This is a genomic window from Mycolicibacterium iranicum (genome assembly GCF_002101705.1).
Classification (GTDB): Bacteria; Actinomycetota; Actinomycetes; order Mycobacteriales; family Mycobacteriaceae; genus Mycobacterium; species Mycobacterium iranicum.
Genome location: NZ_LQPC01000039.1, coordinates 32,820 through 49,015 on the forward strand (window position 1 = coordinate 32,820; position 16,196 = coordinate 49,015).

General features: G+C 67.1%; 16 protein-coding genes and 1 pseudogene. 10 read left to right on the forward strand and 7 right to left on the reverse strand.

The features are described from left to right. The first annotated feature begins 11 nt into the window (after positions 1-11). The 4 genes from AWC12_RS19015 to AWC12_RS19030 all read left to right on the forward strand — a co-directional run bounded on the left by AWC12_RS19015 (position 12) and on the right by AWC12_RS19030 (position 3,509). A complete protein-coding gene (locus AWC12_RS19015; protein WP_085176300.1) occupies positions 12-800 on the forward strand; it encodes a hypothetical protein in 789 nt (262 codons plus the stop codon). Between the two features lie 187 nt (positions 801-987). Continuing rightward, the gene (locus AWC12_RS19020; protein WP_085176302.1) at positions 988-2,292 is read left to right on the forward strand and encodes an MFS transporter; all 1,305 of its coding nucleotides are present in this window, start codon (positions 988-990) and stop codon (positions 2,290-2,292) included. Beyond that, positions 2,289-2,555, forward strand: coding sequence for a hypothetical protein (locus AWC12_RS19025; protein ID WP_024444184.1), 267 nt, complete (start codon positions 2,289-2,291; stop codon positions 2,553-2,555). The genes AWC12_RS19020 and AWC12_RS19025 overlap by 4 nt, the downstream gene beginning before the upstream one ends. 45 nt (positions 2,556-2,600) lie before the next feature. Next, complete coding sequence (locus tag AWC12_RS19030; protein WP_085176304.1) at positions 2,601-3,509, forward strand: DMT family transporter; 909 nt, start codon at positions 2,601-2,603, stop codon at positions 3,507-3,509. Here AWC12_RS19030 and AWC12_RS19035 read toward each other — a convergent pair. Then, complete coding sequence (locus tag AWC12_RS19035) at positions 3,485-4,051, reverse strand: sigma-70 family RNA polymerase sigma factor (protein ID WP_024444182.1); 567 nt, start codon at positions 4,049-4,051, stop codon at positions 3,485-3,487. The two genes, AWC12_RS19030 and AWC12_RS19035, sit on opposite strands and share 25 nt — an antisense overlap. A gap of 85 nt (positions 4,052-4,136) precedes the next feature. Next, positions 4,137-4,574, reverse strand: coding sequence for a TIGR03668 family PPOX class F420-dependent oxidoreductase (locus AWC12_RS19040; protein WP_085176306.1), 438 nt, complete (start codon positions 4,572-4,574; stop codon positions 4,137-4,139). A 108-nt stretch (positions 4,575-4,682) separates the two neighbouring features. Here AWC12_RS19040 and AWC12_RS19045 point away from each other — a divergent pair, with 108 nt between their 5' ends. From AWC12_RS19045 to AWC12_RS19060, 4 genes and pseudogenes are all read left to right on the forward strand, one after another. Further along, positions 4,683-5,810: an ABC transporter substrate-binding protein gene (locus AWC12_RS19045; RefSeq protein ID WP_085176308.1), complete on the forward strand. Its 1,128-nt coding sequence runs from the start codon at positions 4,683-4,685 to the stop codon at positions 5,808-5,810. Position 5,811: 1 nt separating this feature from the next. After that, a pseudogene (locus AWC12_RS19050) lies at positions 5,812-6,664 on the forward strand (ABC transporter permease). Positions 6,665-6,677: 13 nt separating this feature from the next. After that, a complete protein-coding gene (locus tag AWC12_RS19055) occupies positions 6,678-7,457 on the forward strand; it encodes an ABC transporter permease (protein ID WP_085176310.1) in 780 nt (259 codons plus the stop codon). Then, entirely contained in the window at positions 7,454-8,485 is a 1,032-nt protein-coding gene (locus AWC12_RS19060) for an ABC transporter ATP-binding protein (RefSeq protein ID WP_085176312.1), read from the forward strand. Before AWC12_RS19055 ends, AWC12_RS19060 begins: the two co-directional genes overlap by 4 nt. An 88-nt stretch (positions 8,486-8,573) precedes the next feature. On the opposite strand, the gene AWC12_RS19065 is transcribed toward AWC12_RS19060, so the two are convergent. After that, a complete protein-coding gene (locus AWC12_RS19065) occupies positions 8,574-9,143 on the reverse strand; it encodes an orotate phosphoribosyltransferase (RefSeq protein WP_200864941.1) in 570 nt (189 codons plus the stop codon). Between the two features lie 13 nt (positions 9,144-9,156). After that, positions 9,157-9,969, reverse strand: coding sequence for a HugZ family pyridoxamine 5'-phosphate oxidase (locus tag AWC12_RS19070; RefSeq protein WP_085176314.1), 813 nt, complete (start codon positions 9,967-9,969; stop codon positions 9,157-9,159). Positions 9,970-10,125: 156 nt separating this feature from the next. Here AWC12_RS19070 and AWC12_RS19075 point away from each other — a divergent pair, with 156 nt between their 5' ends. Together AWC12_RS19075 and AWC12_RS19080 are read left to right on the forward strand one after the other, a co-directional pair. After that, a complete protein-coding gene (locus AWC12_RS19075; protein WP_085176316.1) occupies positions 10,126-11,187 on the forward strand; it encodes a hypothetical protein in 1,062 nt (353 codons plus the stop codon). A 34-nt stretch (positions 11,188-11,221) separates the two neighbouring features. After that, positions 11,222-12,523, forward strand: a complete 1,302-nt coding sequence (locus tag AWC12_RS19080; protein ID WP_085176318.1) for a maltokinase N-terminal cap-like domain-containing protein — start codon at positions 11,222-11,224, stop codon at positions 12,521-12,523. 223 nt (positions 12,524-12,746) lie between these two features. Here AWC12_RS19080 and glgX read toward each other — a convergent pair whose 3' ends face one another. The 3 genes from glgX to AWC12_RS19095 form a co-directional block, all read right to left on the reverse strand. Further along, complete coding sequence (gene glgX, locus AWC12_RS19085; protein WP_024444172.1) at positions 12,747-14,894, reverse strand: glycogen debranching protein GlgX; 2,148 nt, start codon at positions 14,892-14,894, stop codon at positions 12,747-12,749. A 68-nt stretch (positions 14,895-14,962) separates the two neighbouring features. Then, a complete protein-coding gene (gene pncA, locus AWC12_RS19090) occupies positions 14,963-15,517 on the reverse strand; it encodes a pyrazinamidase PncA (protein ID WP_024444171.1) in 555 nt (184 codons plus the stop codon). Then, positions 15,514-16,191 (reverse strand): PAS and ANTAR domain-containing protein, encoded by a 678-nt coding sequence (locus tag AWC12_RS19095; RefSeq protein ID WP_085176319.1) that lies wholly within the window; start codon positions 16,189-16,191, stop codon positions 15,514-15,516. Before AWC12_RS19095 ends, pncA begins: the two co-directional genes overlap by 4 nt. Positions 16,192-16,196 lie beyond the last annotated feature (5 nt).

The window sequence follows — 16,196 nt, forward strand, 5'->3', positions numbered from 1 at the left end:
GAACGGACGTCATGCAGTTTGCGGTGGAGGAAGCGCTCGACGAGCTCTATGCCGCCAAACCCGAGGACTTCACGGCGCTGCGGACGAAGCTGGCCGCGGCCGCCAAGAAGAGCGGCGACGCGGAGGCAGCGCGGCGGATCAGCGGCAGCCGCAAACCGACGGCGGCGGCGTGGGTGGTCAACGCCCTTGCCCTGCAAGGAACCGCCAGGACCGAGCTGACCGATCTCGGTTCGCGGCTGCGCGAGGCGCACGCGGCGATGGACGGCGAGGCGATCCGTGCGCTGACCGCCGAGCAGCGCAGGCTCGTCGACGAGCTCACCCGCACCGCACTGCGCAACAGCGGTCTGGCATCCCCGTCGGGCGCACTGCGCGACGATGTCACGTCCACGTGGCAGGCCGCCGTCGCCGACCCGGACGTCGCCGCGCGGCTCGGTCGCCTGGCGAAGGCGGAGCAGTGGTCGGGATTCGGGGACTTCGGGTTCACGGCCGCGGTCGGGCCCGCGCCCCAGAAGGCCGTGCCCAAGAAGGCCGACCCCAAGAAGGCCGTGCCCAAGAAGGCCGAGCCGGACAGGCGCGCCGTCGCCGTCGCCGAGCGCGCGAAGGCCGACGCCGACGCCGCACTCACCGAGCTACAGTCCGACCTCGCCACTGCACGCCTGAAGCATCAGGATGCGCAGCGCCGACTGGCCGCCGCCGAGCAGGCGCTGAAGGCGGCCGAGGATGCCTACGCCGCGGGAAAGCGGGCCAGCAAGGAAGCCGCGGATGCCGTGAAAGCGGCCAAGAAGGCCGTCGGCAACTGACGTCCCGCCGGCGGCCGCGAGCGCACGGTTGGTGACGTTCGCACCCGAACTTTCCATCACAATCCGTGCATTCGCGGACCCCGCTGCCGTGACCACGTGTCAGGCGATATGTTCCCAGCAAGGTCGCGTCCTCACCAGGTGCGGTAAGCGAAATGCTCAGCGCCACGCTTAAATTCGGGAGTTCGCCATGGAGCACGACATCCGCCGTGTGGTGACGGGAGCCTCGATCGGCAACGCGGTCGAATGGTTCGACTTCGCCATCTACGGGTTCCTCGCGACGTACATCGCCGCGCACTTCTTCCCCGCCGGCAACGAGACGGCGGCTCTGCTGAACACGTTCGCGATCTTCGCCGCGGCGTTCTTTATGCGTCCGCTCGGCGGGTTCTTCTTCGGTCCGCTCGGCGACAGGATCGGCCGCCAGAAGGTGCTCGCGATAGTCATCCTGCTGATGTCGGGCGCCACACTGTGCATCGGGCTTCTTCCCACCTACCAGGCGATCGGCGTCGCGGCGCCACTGCTGCTGCTCGGGCTTCGATGCCTGCAAGGCTTCTCGGCGGGCGGAGAGTACGGCGGCGGCGCGGTGTACCTCGCGGAGTTCGCCAGCGATCGGCGCCGGGGCCTGACGATCACGTTCATGGCGTGGTCGGGCGTGGTCGGCTTCCTACTCGGCTCGGTTACGGTGACGCTGCTGCAGGCGCTGCTGCCCGCCGCGGCGATGGACAGCTACGGCTGGCGCATCCCGTTCCTGATCGCCGGCCCGCTAGGGCTCGTCGGCCTCTACATCCGGCTGCGGCTGGGCGACACCCCGCAGTTCGCCGAGCTGAACAAGGCCGACCAGACGGCGGACAAACCGCTGCGGGAGGCGCTGAGCACATCGTGGCGCCAGATTCTGCAGGTGATCGGCCTGTTCATCGTGTTCAACATCGGCTATTACGTCGTATTCACCTTCCTGCCAACGTATTTCATCAAGACGCTGAACTTCTCCAAGTCGGATGCGTTCACCTCGATCACGCTGGCCTGCCTGGTGGCGCTTGTCCTGATCCTGCCGCTGGCCGCACTGTCGGACCGGATCGGGCGTCGCCCCCTGCTCATCGGCGGGGCGGTAGCCTTCGCATTGGCCGGCTACCCGCTGTTCCTGCTGCTGACGTCGGGGTCGCTCGTCGCCGCGATCACCGCGCACTGCCTCCTCGCGGCGATCGAGTCCGTCTACATCTCCTGTGCGGTGTCGGCCGGGGTCGAACTGTTCGCGACCCGCGTCCGGTTCAGTGGGTTCTCGGTTGGTTACAACATGTGCGTCGCCCTGTTCGGTGGCACGACGCCCTACGTCGTCACGTGGCTGACCGCCGCGACAGGCAACTCGATCGCACCGGCCTTCTATCTGATCACCGCGGCGGTCGTGTCCCTGGTGGCGGTGCTGACCCTGCGTGAAACCGCGGGCCGTCCGCTGACGCAGGTGCAACCAGGGGCGAGTGCAATAGAGTCGCGACTATGAAGCTTCAGGTGTTGCCCTACGTCACCGTCGAGGTGGACGACCGGTTCCGGCGCCGGTTGCGACGTGCAGGCGAGCGGTTCCGCGTCAACGTGCGCGCGTACCTGCTCAGTGCTGCCGATGATGTCGACACCGCCGTCGACAGCGCCATTCGCCGCGTCGACTCGGTGGTCGCCGGAGTCAACAACAAGATCAGTCCGGACGGCGGCCAGCAACCCACGGAATCGCCCCGACTCAGGGTGGTCGGTGGTCGCGAGGCCTCCTAGCTGCCGGACTGGGCGCTACGCCGTGATGTGTGCTGTCCTTGTGCAGTGATCGGCCATGGTCTTACCGTCCTGCTGGCATTCCTGGCCGCGGTGTTCCTCGCTGTCGGCATCGTCGTCCGCCAACGCGCCACCCTCGACGTTCCGGCTGAAGACGGCATCAGCGCCGCCATGTTCCGGACGCTGCTACGCAGACCGCTCTGGTGGGCGGGCACCGCATCGGCCATCGCAGGTTTCGTCTTCCAAGCTCTCGCGCTGGCCAACGGCTCGCTGCTTCTCGTGCAACCCATCCTCGTCTCGGCGTTGCTGTTCGCCCTTCCGCTGAGCGCGCGACTGGCCCACCGCACCGTGACCCGCGGCGAATGGGCGTGGGCGGTGCTGCTGACCGTCGCGCTCGCGGTGTTCGTGTTGTTGGCCAAGGCCAGTCCCGGCGACTACGAAGCCTCGCTGACGACATCGACGGTGGTGGCCATCGTGTGCACGGTGGCGGTGCTGGCGTGCGTGATCGTCGCGACGCGCATCATCGGTTGGATCCGCGCCGTGCTCCTCGCGGTCGCGGTCGGAGTGCTCTTCGGTGTGGTGGCGGTGCTGACCAAGCTCGTCATGCACATGCTGACGCACGGCGGTCTGACAGCCGTCCTGACGACGCCCGTTCTCTACCTGCTGGCGTTACTCGGCGTCATCGCCATGATGTTGCAGCAGTCGGCCTTCCACGCCGGTTCTCTGCAGACCTCGGTGCCGACCATGCTCGTTCTGGAACCGGTGATCGCGGTCGTCCTGGGTGCGGTGGTGCTCGGTGAGCACCTCGACGTCGGACGGTGGGACGCCGTTGCGCTGGTGATGTCGACGATTGCGATGGCTGCGGGCACCATCGCGCTGGGCCGCGATGAAGGTGCCTACGAGGAAAGCCTCAGCGGCGGCGAGGAGTCAGCTCACGCGGCATCGGGCAGGGGATAGCCCCGGGTCAGCGCCAGGTCGGCCAGCACGGCGCGCAGCTGCTTGCGGCCGCGGTGCAGTCGGGACATCACCGTGCCGATCGGCACGTTCATCAGCGCGGCGATCTCCTTGAACTTCCGTCCTTCGATGTCGGCGTAATAGACCGCGGTGCGGTACTTTTCGGGCAGTGCACGCATCGCCGCGGCGATCGCCGGGTCGGTGGTCGCGGCCAGCACAACGTCCTCGGTAGACCCGGCCTCCGTCCCGTGTTCGAACAGCTGACCGTCGCTGAATTCGTCGGTGAACTGCAACGCCGGGCGGTGCTGCTGCCTGCGGTAGGCGCTGATGTGGGTGTTGTGCATGATGCGGTACAGCCACCCGATCAGGTTGGTGCCCTCTGTGAAGCTGCCGAAGGCGGCGTACGCCTTCGCTGCGGTCTCCTGCAGCAGGTCTTCGGCGTCGGCGTGGTCGCGGGTCAACTTGAAGGCGTGTCGATAGAGCTCGGCGAACAGCGGAACGGCGTCGCGTTCGAAACGGTGGGCGAGGAGTTCGTCGTGAGGCATGATTGAACTCTCGCGTCCGCGGCGCGCCGAGTCTGCCCTGCTGGCCCCCCAATGCGTTCCGGAGAACCGGACGCCGGACTACCGGTTAACCCCCATGCCAGGACGTCCATCGACGGATCTCGACGGTGACCACCGGGCCGTCGAGTTCGATGCGCTGATACTGGGGATATTTCGCGCGCAACAGCGCGTAACCGGTCGTCATCTCCACCCCGCCGTAGTGGATGGTCGCGAGCCCGTCGGCGCGCACCCACCACAGCTGCGACCAGTCGTCGTCGTAGTGGTCGACAAGCAGGGTGACGGCGGGATTGTTCTCGATGTTGGCCAGCCGGCGCAGCCGTTGGGTGGACTTGGGTTTCGCGTCGACTGCGGTGTAGAGGATGTCGCGGCGGTGCTCGGGCACGGCGAACACCACCGGGACGAGGTGCGGCACGGCGTCGGTGCCGGCCGTCGCGAGCATCGCCACGGGCGCGACGGAAAACGCGGCGGCAGCGTCGGTGTCGTCGAAGCCATCGGGTACCGGCATGCAACCAGGGTAGGGTTGCGCTCTGCTGGTTGGATTCATTCACCGCCCAGTTGTGCGGCGGTAACCGTCGGGCCACTGCGTGGCTTCCTGCCCATCGGAAGGTTCTGCATGCCCTTCTCCAGAGTCCTCACCGCCACACTCGGCGCACTCCTGCTCACCGGCGCAGTCGCGTGCGCGCCGCCGGACAGAGAGAGCGCGGGTGCGCAGACCGAATCGGGTGTGAACGCCGCCGAAGCGACGTCGGCCGAGGATTTCGGCGGCATGGAGGGCCTCGTCGAGGCCGCCAAAGCCGAGGGTGAGCTCAATGTGATTGCGCTGCCGCCGGATTGGGCGAACTACGGGGCGATCATCAAGGCTTTCTCCGACAAGTACGGGATCACGGTCAACTCCGCGCAGCCCGACGCGTCGAGCCAGGACGAGATCAACGCCGCCAATCAGCAGAAGGGCCGCAGCAGCGCACCCGACGTGTTCGACCTCGGACAGTCGGTCGCGCTGGCCAACACCTCGATGTTCGCGCCGTACAAGGTGGAGACGTTCGACGACATCCCCGCGGCGTTCAAAGATGCCGACGGCACCTGGGTCAACGACTATGGCGGTTACATGTCGATCGGTTTCGACTCGTCAAAGGTGCCACCGGTGACCAGTGTCAACGATCTGCTCAAGCCCGAGTATCAGGGCAAGGTCGCGCTCAACGGTGACCCGACCCAGGCCGGCGCGGCGTTCTCCGGTGTGCTGATGGTGGCGCTGTCGCAAGGAGGTTCGGTCGACGACATCGCGCCGGGTGTCGAGTTCTTCCGCAAGCTCAAAGAGGCAGGCAACTTCCTGCCCGTCGACCCGACGCCCGCGACCATCGAGTCCGGACAGACCCCGGTCGTCATCGACTGGAACTACACCAATACCGCGGAGACGAAGAAGCTGCCGTCGTGGACGGTCGTGGTGCCGCCCGAGTTTCCCGTCGCCGGCTACTACTATCAGGCGATCAACAAGGATGCGCCACACCCGGCCGCTGCGCGGCTCTGGCAGGAGTTCCTCTACAGCGACGAAGGCCAGAACCTGTTCGCCCAAGGCGGAGTTCGGCCGGTGCGCGCCGACAACATGGCTGCCGACGGCACCCTGGACCCGACCGTCGCCGCCGCGCTGCCCGTCGTCGATGGACCGGTGACCGTGCCTACGCCTGCGCAGACCGAGGCCGCCTCGCAGTACCTGGCGCAGAACTGGGCGGCCGCGGTTGGCTGAGGTGAGTGTGGGTAGGCGGCTACGGGATTCCTTGCCGCTGCTGCCGTTTCTGATCGTCGTGGTGATCTTCCTGATCATCCCGACGGTCACGGTCGTGGTCAGCTCGGTATACGCCGAGGGGGTCTTCTCGCTCGACCGCATCGCAGCGCTGTTCACCGGGACGGCGCTCACCGCGCTGGCCAACAGCGTGCTGCTGTCCGGGGCGACAGCGCTGCTCGGGGCGTTCCTCGGTGCGGTGATGGCGTGGCTGATCGTGAGCAGCCCGCCGACGTCGATGATCCGCCGGGGTGTCCTGGCGCTGTGCAGCGTGCTCGCCCAGTTCGGCGGTGTGGCACTGGCATTCGCGTTCCTGGCCACCGTCGGGCTGAACGGGGTGCTGACCCTGTGGGTGCAGCAGGCGTTCGGATTCAACCTCGCAGGCTCGGGCTGGCTGTACAGCCTGGCCGGCCTGATCCTCGTCTACACCTACTTCCAGATCCCGCTCATGGTGATCGTGTTCGTCCCCGCGCTCGAAGGCTTGCGCGACCAATGGCGGGAAGCGGCGGTCAGTCTCGGGGCGTCGACTTTCGCGTACTGGCGTGAGGTGGCGATCCCGCTGCTGACGCCGGCGTTTCTGGGCTCGGCGCTGCTGCTGTTCGCCAACGCGTTCGCCGCGTACGCGACCGCGGCGGCACTGGTCAGCCAGGGCAGCCCGATCCTGCCGCTGCTGATCCGGGCCTCGCTGGTCAGCGAGGTGGTGCTGGGGGCAGGCCGGGTTCGCCTACGCGCTGGCGCTGGAGATGATCGTCGTGGTGGCGGTGGTCATGGTCGCCTACAACCTGTTGGTGCGTCGCAGTTCGCGGTGGTTGTCGTGACGCGGTGGCTGCCATGACAAAGCTTGTGCGGGGCACACTCTGGGTCATCTTCGGGTTGTTCTTCCTCTTCCCGCTGTATGCCATGGCCGACTTCTCCACCCGCAACCTGATGGCGGGCGGTCGCACGTGGCAGGCCTGGGCCAACCTGGTGTCCAACGAAGCGCTGTACCAGTCGATCATCGTGTCGCTGCTGCTCGCCGTGTTCACCGTGGTCGCAATGCTGGTGCTGCTGGTGCCGACGATGATCTGGGTGCGGCTGCGGGCTCCGTGGGCCAAGGGCTTCGTGGAGTTCTTGTGCCTGCTGCCCTTGACCATTCCGGCTCTGGTGATCGTCGTCGGACTGCGCAACGTCTACCTGTGGGTGACGTACTTCCTCGGCGAATCGGCGCTGACGCTGACGTTCGTCTACGTGATCCTGGTGCTGCCGTTCGCGTATCGCGCGATCGACGCCGCCCTGTCCTCGATCGATCTACAGACGCTTTCGGAGGCCGCCAGGTCGCTCGGTGCGGGATGGCTGACGACGATCACCCGTGTGGTGGTCCCCAACATCTGGTCGGGAATCCTCTCGGCCGCTTTCATTTCCATCGCGGTGGTGCTCGGCGAGTACACCATCGCGTCGCTGTCCGGTTACGAGACGCTGCAGGTGCAGATCGTCCTGATCGGCAAGAGCGACGGTCCCACGTCGGTGGCGGCTTCGCTGGCCACACTGCTGTTCGGATTCGCGCTGCTGCTGATTCTGTCGCTGGTCACGCGCGGGCGCCGACGGGGCCCAGGAGCAGGGGTGACGACATGACAAACGGTGTTGCAGTCGAATTGACCGATCTCACCCGCGTGTACGGGACCACCCGGGCACTCGACGGGCTCACCCTGCACATCGAGCCGGGGGAGATGGTGGCCTTGCTCGGCCCGTCGGGCTGCGGGAAGACCACGGCGCTGCGCATCCTCGCCGGCCTCGACGAGGCGACGTCGGGAACCGTAACGGTGGGCGGCGTCGACATCAGCCGGGTCCCCGCCAGCAAGCGCGACATGGGCATGGTGTTCCAGGCCTACAGCCTGTTCCCACATCTGACCGTCCTCGACAACGTCGCGTTCGGGCTGAAGATGCGTGGAAAAGGCAAGCAGGACAGGCTGTCCCGGGCTTCCGACATGCTCGACCTGGTGGGTCTGGGTGCGCTGGGTGGGCGCTATGCCAAGGAGTTGTCCGGAGGCCAGCAGCAGCGGGTCGCGCTGGCCCGGGCGCTGGCGATCCAGCCGAGGGTGCTGCTGCTCGACGAACCGCTGTCGGCGCTGGATGCCAAGGTGCGCACGCAGTTACGCGAGGAGATCCGGCGGGTACAGCTCGAGGTCGGAACGACGACGTTGTTCGTCACCCACGACCAGGAGGAGGCGCTGGCCGTCGCCGATCGGGTCGGGGTGATGAGTCAAGGCAAGCTGGAGCAGCTGGCCGCGCCCGCGGAGCTCTACGCCAATCCGGCAACGCCGTTCGTCGCGGACTTCGTCGGGCTCAACAACAAAGTGTCCGCCACGGTTTCGGGTGGGACGGCGTCGTTGCTCGGGGTGTCGGTGCCTGCGCTCGCCGGATCCGTCGAGGGGGAGGGGGTGGCGATGGTGCGGCCCGAAGCGGTCACCGTGGCCCTCGATTCGGCCGGGACGTCGACCGTGGCGTCGGTGTCGTTCCTCGGCGCGATCTCCCGGGTCAACATGACGCTGTCCGACGGCTCGGCGATCAGCGCTCAGATGGCCAGTTCCGCGGCACGGGAGTTCTCGGCCGGTGACAAGGTCACCGTGGGACTCGAATCAGGCGGCGTGCTCGTCACCTAGACGTCACACCAGCGCACGTTCGAACGTTGTGCAGCATTAGTGCGAGTGAACCCCTGCAAAACGTCGAAGTCTTCAACCGGGCGTCGCTCTAAACGTCCTTGACGGGTTCGATGCCGAGATCGCGGTATGTCACCAGCGCGTGGAACGGGACGTTGCGTTTGGCGAAGCGGCCCGCGGCGATATCGCCGCGGTCGACCATCGGAATGACTCCGGTGACGACGACGCCGAGCGGTGCGATCCGCTCCAGCGCCAGCTCCGTCGAACCGCCCGTGCTGATCACGTCGTCGACGAGCAGCACCTTGGTGCCAGACGCCAGCCGGGTGCCTTCGACCCATTGCTCGCGTCCGCGTTTCTTCTGCTCCTTGCGCACGGAGAACCAGGCCTTGCCGGTCACCATCGCGACACCGTGCGCGAGGGGGTCGGCCCCCATCGTCAGCCCGCCCACGGCGTCGAACTCGATGCCGTTCTCCGCGGCGAGATCGGCGACCGCCCGGGACACGATCGTCAGCCGCTCACCGGTGTCGACGGCGTACTTGCCGTCGATGTAGTCGTGGCTGAGCTGACCGCTGGCGAGCCTGAAAGGCTCCTCACGACGCTCGTGTCCGCGCGTGCGGATCAGGTCGAATGCGGCTTGCCAGGTCTGTGAGCGGTTGGACACGCCGATATCCTATTCAGCCCTGGCGCGCCCGACGTGCCAACTCGACGGTCGCCGAACGTAATTCGTCGATCGCATCGATCGGGTCGGCATAGCCGATCCGGGTGTAGGCCAGGCCGCGGTCGGTGGTCAACCTCAAATCGAGCCCGTAGCGGTCGGCACCGGTACACGTCGCGGCCGTCGTATCGGGATATCCGCCGAGCGTGCGCGCCATCGCGACGAGCGAATCGGCGTGGTCGGCGTTGAGGTGGGCGATGGCCCCCGCGGAGTGCGGCGTCACGGGGTCGGGTTCGGCGGCGGTGTAGGCCTGCCCACTGGTCGAGTCCATCCGTCCGTAACCGCCCACCCAGCGGACCCGCGATACCCGCAGGACCCACAGCGAGAAGTCGCTGTAGTCGATGTAGTACTTGGCCGCGGCCACCGCGGCCAGATGTGCCTCCCTCGCGGCGTCGCGCTCGTCACCGAGGGGCGCCTCGACGCGTCCGGCGAGCGTGATCCTGGCGTTGGCGAGCGGATCCGACTCGGTGGCCGGGGCGACAATCGCGATGCTCGCCCTCGGGTCGGCCGCGAGGTTGCGTCCGTGCTCAGCCAGATTCGAGACACACAGCACCGGTGCCCCGCCGAGCAAGCCGTACGTGACGAACGACGCCCACGGGTCGCCGTCGGCGGTCAGCGTGGCAAGGGTGCCGCTGTTGGTCGACGCGGCGATGGTGCGCGCCTCCTCGGCCGCCGACGGGCGGGCGGTGTTGGCCGGCGCGGTGAGCGGCGGTGGGACGGTGGGGGCGTCACCGGGGTCCCCGTGATCGCGAGTCGCGCTTCCGGTCGTCACGACGGCACCCTATCTGGTGCGAGGCTACTGACGTCGGCGTTGATTACTTGCGTTTGCACGGCCTACGCATTGGACTCTGCGGCTTGCGTCGATGTTTTAGAATTGCAGGGGTTTTATCCCTAGTCGAGCAACAGAACTTCCGGAATCGGGTGCACCATGGTCGGGCCTGCGCTGCGTTCCTGGGCAGTTGCTGGCGTGCTCGCTGCGACGTTCGTGTTCGGCGGTGTGCCCGCCGCGGCGCCCGTGGTTGCCCAACCGGGCGACGACGAGGCCACCAGCCAGGACACCAACGAGCCCGACGACACCGGCAGCGGGTCGGAGGAGCAGAGCCCCGACGAGGCGAACCCGGACGAGCCCGACGAACCCGAGCAACCTGACGAGCCGGCCGGCGGCGGCTCAGTCGACGAATCCGGCGAACCCGAGATCAGCCGCGACAAAGACCCCGAACCCGACGATTCCGACGCCGAGGAGATCGGCGGCGGCGATTCCGGGGTTCGCGAAGAGCCCGCACCCAAGCCGCCGCCCGCAGCCGTTCCGACGTACGAGAACTCGATCAGGATTCCGTGGGTGCGGTTACCCGCAGCCGGCGAGATCCCCGCGGGGACCTGGCCGACCGCGTCGACGTTCTACACGACCATCGCCATCCCGGTACCGACCCTGGAAGAGTTCCTCCAGGCATTGCGGGTTGTCCCCGCGCCGGCGCCCGCGCCGGGTCCGGCCTTCCGGATCCAGGAGGAGGCGCCTCCGGTGGCCGATGCCACGACGGGGACCACCACGGCCGGCGGCGGTGGTGGAGGCGGTGCAATGGCCGAACCGGTGGTGTTCCGCGCCCCGCTGGTGAGCGTGCCGAGGGCGAGCACAGTGGCGGGCCGCCCGACCAAGACTCCGCCGGGCGCGCCCGCGGGTACGGCCGCGCCTCCCGGCGTCACGCAGCCAGGCGTCGCCGGTGTCCGGACCCCGGTGATCCGCGGTTCGGTCGCGCCGACCCCGGGCGCCACCGCCCCGCTGCCCGCGACTCCCGCCGGCGGACAGTCGCCCCGGGCTGGGGCCTATACACGCGGTATGACGAGTCCGACGCTGGCCGAGATCGCCGCGGTGGCACTGCCGGGCGTCGCCGGCCTGCTGTTCCTCACGTTCAGCGGCGGGATGATCGGCTATCGCCAGGCCAACAGCGCCCGCTTCGTGCGGACGGCCGGCGCGGAGCGCTTCCTGCCCTGATTGCTTTGCGGTCGACCTGGGTAGGTTCCAGACCATGACGCTGGCATTCGGCGAATGGATCATTCACCGGCGCTGGTACGCCGGCCGCACCCGTCAACTCGCCTCGGCCGAACCATCTTCGGTGACCTCACTCGGCCAGGACCTGGAACATGTACTCCTCGACGTCACCTATACCGACGGGTGCACCGAGCGCTACCAGGTGCTGATCCGTTGGGAGGACACCCCCGGCGACGGCTACGGGGACGGGGCTCTCATCGGGACGGCGACCGGCCCCGGCGGAACGCGGACGGCCTATGACGCGCTGTTCGACCCGCGGTCTGCGCGACACCTGCTGTCGCTGATCGACTCCTCGGTGACGGTGGACGGGTTGACGTTCAGCAAGGAACCGAACGTGACGCTACCGGTCGACGCGCCGCCGAAGGTGTCGGGCGCCGAGCAGAGCAACACCAGCGTGATCTTCGGCAAAGACGCGATGCTCAAGGTGTTCCGCCGGGTCACTCCCGGCATCAACCCCGACATCGAACTCAACCGCATTCTCGCCCGTGCAGGCAACCCGCATGTGGCCACCCTGCTCGGGTCCTACGAGACGTCCTGGTCGGGTGACGAATCGGAACCGTGCGCCCTCGGCATGGTCACTGCGTTCGCGGCCAACAGCGCCGAGGGTTGGGACATGGCGACGGCCAGCACGCAGGATCTCTTCGCCGACCGGGAGGGCGGCGACTTCACCGGCGAGTCCTACCGGCTCGGCCAAGCGGTCGCATCCGTGCATGCCACGCTGGCCGACACCTTGGGCGCGTCCGAGGAACCGTTCCCCGTCGACACATCTCTGCAGCGACTGGCGTCCGCCGCGCAGGCTGCGCCGGTGCTCGAGTCACACGTTGCGCTGATCGAGGAGCGGTATCGCAAGCTGGCAGGTAAGGCGATCACCGTGCAGCGTGTGCACGGCGACCTGCACCTCGGCCAGGTGCTGCGCACCCCGGAGAACTGGCTGCTGATCGACTTCGAGGGCGAACCCGGCCAGCCCCTGGAGGAACGTCGCAGGCCCGACTCGCCGCTACGGGATGTGGCGGGCGTCCTTCGCTCGTTCGAGTACGCCGCCTATCAGAACCGTGATCCCGAGCAGGCCGCCGCGGCTCAAAGCTGGGTGGATCGCAACAGTGCCGCGTTCTGCAGTGGCTACGCGGCGGTCGCAGGAGCAGACCCGAGGGACTCCGCCGACGTGCTCGCGGCCTATGAGCTGGACAAGGCTGTCTATGAAGCCGCGTATGAGGCCCGGTTCCGCCCGTCGTGGCTGCCGATTCCTATCCGCTCGATCGACCGCATTCTCGCCGGCTAACTCGCGCTCGGTCGACCTCAAGCTGGCAACCGTGGCCGCCAGGTAGGTCGCCGCCGCTCTTCGGCTCCTACACCCGGCCCGCCCGGCCGGTGGCAAACGAAAATCCGATGCCCGCTCGGCGGCCACGGTTGCAACAGCAACTTCAAGCTAACATACGAAATCCTGAAACGGACGCAACTCGGCTGCTTAAGCGTGATGGCGCACAACAGCTTTCACGCAGCGCTCAGACCGACTGAAGCACCATGACAGCGCGTGCCTCGACAGTGAGCTGCGCACCCGCCGGAAGTGGCCGCGAACCCTCCATGACCGCGCCCGCGACCGAATAGACCACCGGCTGCCACTTCTTGCCGAACTCTGTCGGTGGAAGCGTGAAGTCGATCGGCTCGTAATGGGCGTTGAAGAACAGCAGGAACGAGTCGTCGACAACACGCTGTCCGCGTGGGTCCATGTCGGGAATTCCCTGACCGTTGAGGAACACACCGACGGACTTGGCGAAGCCTGAGCCCCAGTCCTCGCCCGTCATCTCGGCGCCATCCGGGGTGAACCAGGCGATGTCCGGCAGGCCCTGCCCGCGGCGGCCCACCGGCTTGCCGCTGAAGAAGCGACGCCGACGGAAGACCGGGTGGTTGGCACGCAGCTGCGACACCGAGCGGGTGAACTCCAGCAGCTCGGTGTCGACGTTGTCCCAGTCGATCCAGGTGATCTCGTTGTCCTGGCAGTAGCCGTTGTTGTTGCCGCCCTGGGTGCGGCCCAGCTCGTCGCCGTGACAGATCATCGGAACACCCTGCGACAGCAACAAGGTGGTCAGGAAGTTCCGTTCCTGCTGACCTCTCAGCGCCAGGATCTCCGGATCGTCGGTCGGCCCCTCCACCCCGCAGTTCCACGACCGGTTGTGGCTCTCGCCGTCGTTGTTGTCCTCGCCGTTGGCCTCGTTGTGCTTCTCGTTGTACGAGACAAGGTCACGCAGCGTGAACCCGTCGTGCGCGACGACGAAGTTGATGGAGGCGACGGGCCTGCGCGCCGTGTGTTCGTAGAGATCGGCCGAACCGGTGAGCCGGTAGGCGAACTCGTCGAGGGTGGCTGGTTCGCCCCGCCAGAAGTCGCGGACGGTGTCGCGGTACTTACCGTTCCATTCCGTCCACTGCGGCGGGAAGTTGCCGACCTGGTAGCCGCCGGGGCCGACGTCCCACGGTTCGGCGATCAGCTTGACCTGGCTGACCGTCGGGTCCTGCTGGACGAGTTCGAAGAACGTGGCCAGCCGGTCCACTTCGTAGAACTCGCGGGCCAGCGTCGAGGCCAGGTCGAAACGGAAGCCGTCCACATGCATCTCGGTGACCCAGTACCGAAGTGAGTCCATCAGCAGCTGCAGCGCGTGCGGATGGCTGACGTTGAGGCTGTTGCCGGTCCCGGTGTAGTCCATGTAGTACCGCTTGTCGTCGTCGACAAGGTGGTAGTACGCGGCGTTGTCGATGCCGCGCATCGACAGCGTCGGCCCCATGTGGTTGCCCTCGGCGGTGTGGTTGTAGACGACGTCGAGGATGACCTCGATGCCCGCTTCGTGCAGCGCCCGGACCATCGCCTTGAACTCTTGCACCTGCCCGCCCGGATTCGGGTTGGAGCTGTACTTCGCGTCAGGGGCGAAGAAGCCGATGGTGTTGTAGCCCCAGTAGTTGGACAGGCCCTTGTCGATCAGCGTCGAGTCGTTGGCGAAGTGATGCACCGGCATCAACTCGATGGCGTTGACGCCGAGCGAGGTCAGGTGCTCGATGATCGCCGGGTGCGCGACGGCGGCGTACGTGCCGCGGATCTGTTCCGGGATGTCCGGGTGGGTCTGCGTGAGGCCTTTGACGTGGGCTTCGTAGATGACGGTGTCGGCGTACTCGTGGCTGGGCGGGCGATCCACCCCCCAGTCGAAGTAGGGGTTGATGACCACCGACTTCGGCATGCTCGGGGCCGAGTCGTCGTCGTTGCGGCTGTCGGGGTCGCCGAAGTTGTAGGAGAACAGCGACTGGTTCCAGTCGAAGGTCCCGTCGATGGCTTTCGAGTAGGGGTCGAGCAGCAGCTTGTTCGGATTGCACCGCAGGCCGCTGGGTGGGTCGTAGGGGCCGTACACGCGGTAGCCGTAGCGCTGGCCGGGTTCGATGTTGGGGATGAAGCCGTGCCAGACGAAGCCGTCGACCTCCGGCAACCGGATGCACGCGGTCTGCTCACCCTCGCTGTCGAACAGGCACAGTTCAACCTTCTCCGCGGCCTCGCTGAACAGCGCGAAGTTGGTGCCATAGCCGTCGTATGTGGCCCCCAACGGGTAGGCCTTGCCGGGCCACACCTCGAGAACGGGCGTTTGGGCCGTGGGCTGCGCGGCTGTGGTCAAAGAACACCTTCCTTCCGGTCAACGCGAAACTGCCCAATTAACGGGCATTGCAAACAATGGGGCCGGGTTCAGTCCGTCACATCGACCCCGGCAATCCGCATCGCGTCGACGGCGTCGGCGGTCGTGGTCGGCGAGACACCGGCCGTCAGGTTCAGCAGAACCTTCGTGGCGAACCCGTTGGTGACCGCGTCGGCGGCCGTGGCTTTCACGCAGTAGTCGGTGGCGATACCCACCACGTCGACGTCGCGGACACCGCGCTGACGGAGCCATTCGGCCAGCGGCGTGCCGTCGTCGTCAGCGCCCTCGAACCCGCTGTAGGCGGCCGAATAGTGGCCCTTCTTGAAGACGGCCTCTATCGGCGTGACGTCCAGGTCGGGGTGGAAGTCGGCGCCGGGCGTCTCGGCGACGCAGTGCACCGGCCACGAGTCGACGAAGTCGGGATCGGCCGAGAAGTGTGACCCGGGGTCGATGTGAAAATCTTTGGTGGCCACGACATGTCGATAGTCGTGAGGAGCGGCGAGAAGGTCGTTGATACCTCGGGCCACTGCCGCTCCGCCGTCGACGGCCAACGAGCCACCCTCGCAGAAGTCGTTCTGCACGTCCACGATGATCAGTGCCTTCATGGCTTTACGGTATCGCCGCTGCGCTCCACCCGCTGATGTGCCGTGAGCAGCAGATGGTCGAATGCCGCGCGCGGCGGCAGCGTCTCGTCGTACACGAGCTCGCCGTATGCGGCCAGCAACTGTTCGGCCAGCACGCGCAGCTTGACGTTCGTCTCCTGCGAGCGCCAGCGCAGCAGGTCGAACGCCGCCGCGGCATCGACGCGGTAGATCAGCATCAGCATGCCCTTGACCTGTTCGATGACCGCGCGGTTCTCGGTGATCTCGGCCACTGCAGCCGACACCATCGCCGTGGTCTGTGCCTCGGTCGGAGTCAAGTCCACGTAGAAGCCGTGCGTGCCGATGAGACGGCCCGTGTCGTCGAGAAGCTGATCACCGATGACCACTACCTCGTGGATGCCGCCGCGGGTGTCGATGATGCGGTGGCGGGTGGAGAAGGTGCGGTGGGTGCGCCGCATCTCCTCCAGCGTGCCGGCCACCTGCTTGCGGTCGTCCGGATGTTTGTGCGACAGCACCAATTCGGTAGTCGGTGTGACCGAACCGGGCTCGTAGCCGTGCAGGATCTGGACCTGCTCGGACCACTCCCACCGTTCGTCGGCGAAGTAGAACCGGAACCAACCGACGCGCTCGGGTGCGCCGCCGGCAAGCGCCTGCTCCAAGGAGTCTTCGCTCGTCACCGGCA

Bases quoted from the DNA above. Each gene is read 5' to 3' on its own strand.
- AWC12_RS19015 (WP_085176300.1), top strand. From the start codon at position 12: ATGCAGTTTGCGGTGGAGGAAGCGCTCGACGAGCTCTATGCCGCCAAA.
- AWC12_RS19020 (WP_085176302.1), top strand. From the start codon at position 988: ATGGAGCACGACATCCGCCGTGTGGTGACGGGAGCCTCGATCGGCAAC.
- AWC12_RS19025 (WP_024444184.1), top strand. From the start codon at position 2,289: ATGAAGCTTCAGGTGTTGCCCTACGTCACCGTCGAGGTGGACGACCGG.
- AWC12_RS19035 (WP_024444182.1), bottom strand. From the start codon at position 4,051: ATGCCTCACGACGAACTCCTCGCCCACCGTTTCGAACGCGACGCCGTT.
- AWC12_RS19040 (WP_085176306.1), bottom strand. From the start codon at position 4,574: ATGCCGGTACCCGATGGCTTCGACGACACCGACGCTGCCGCCGCGTTT.
- AWC12_RS19045 (WP_085176308.1), top strand. From the start codon at position 4,683: ATGCCCTTCTCCAGAGTCCTCACCGCCACACTCGGCGCACTCCTGCTC.
- AWC12_RS19055 (WP_085176310.1), top strand. From the start codon at position 6,678: ATGACAAAGCTTGTGCGGGGCACACTCTGGGTCATCTTCGGGTTGTTC.
- AWC12_RS19060 (WP_085176312.1), top strand. From the start codon at position 7,454: ATGACAAACGGTGTTGCAGTCGAATTGACCGATCTCACCCGCGTGTAC.
- AWC12_RS19075 (WP_085176316.1), top strand. From the start codon at position 10,126: ATGGTCGGGCCTGCGCTGCGTTCCTGGGCAGTTGCTGGCGTGCTCGCT.
- AWC12_RS19080 (WP_085176318.1), top strand. From the start codon at position 11,222: ATGACGCTGGCATTCGGCGAATGGATCATTCACCGGCGCTGGTACGCC.
- pncA (WP_024444171.1), bottom strand. From the start codon at position 15,517: ATGAAGGCACTGATCATCGTGGACGTGCAGAACGACTTCTGCGAGGGT.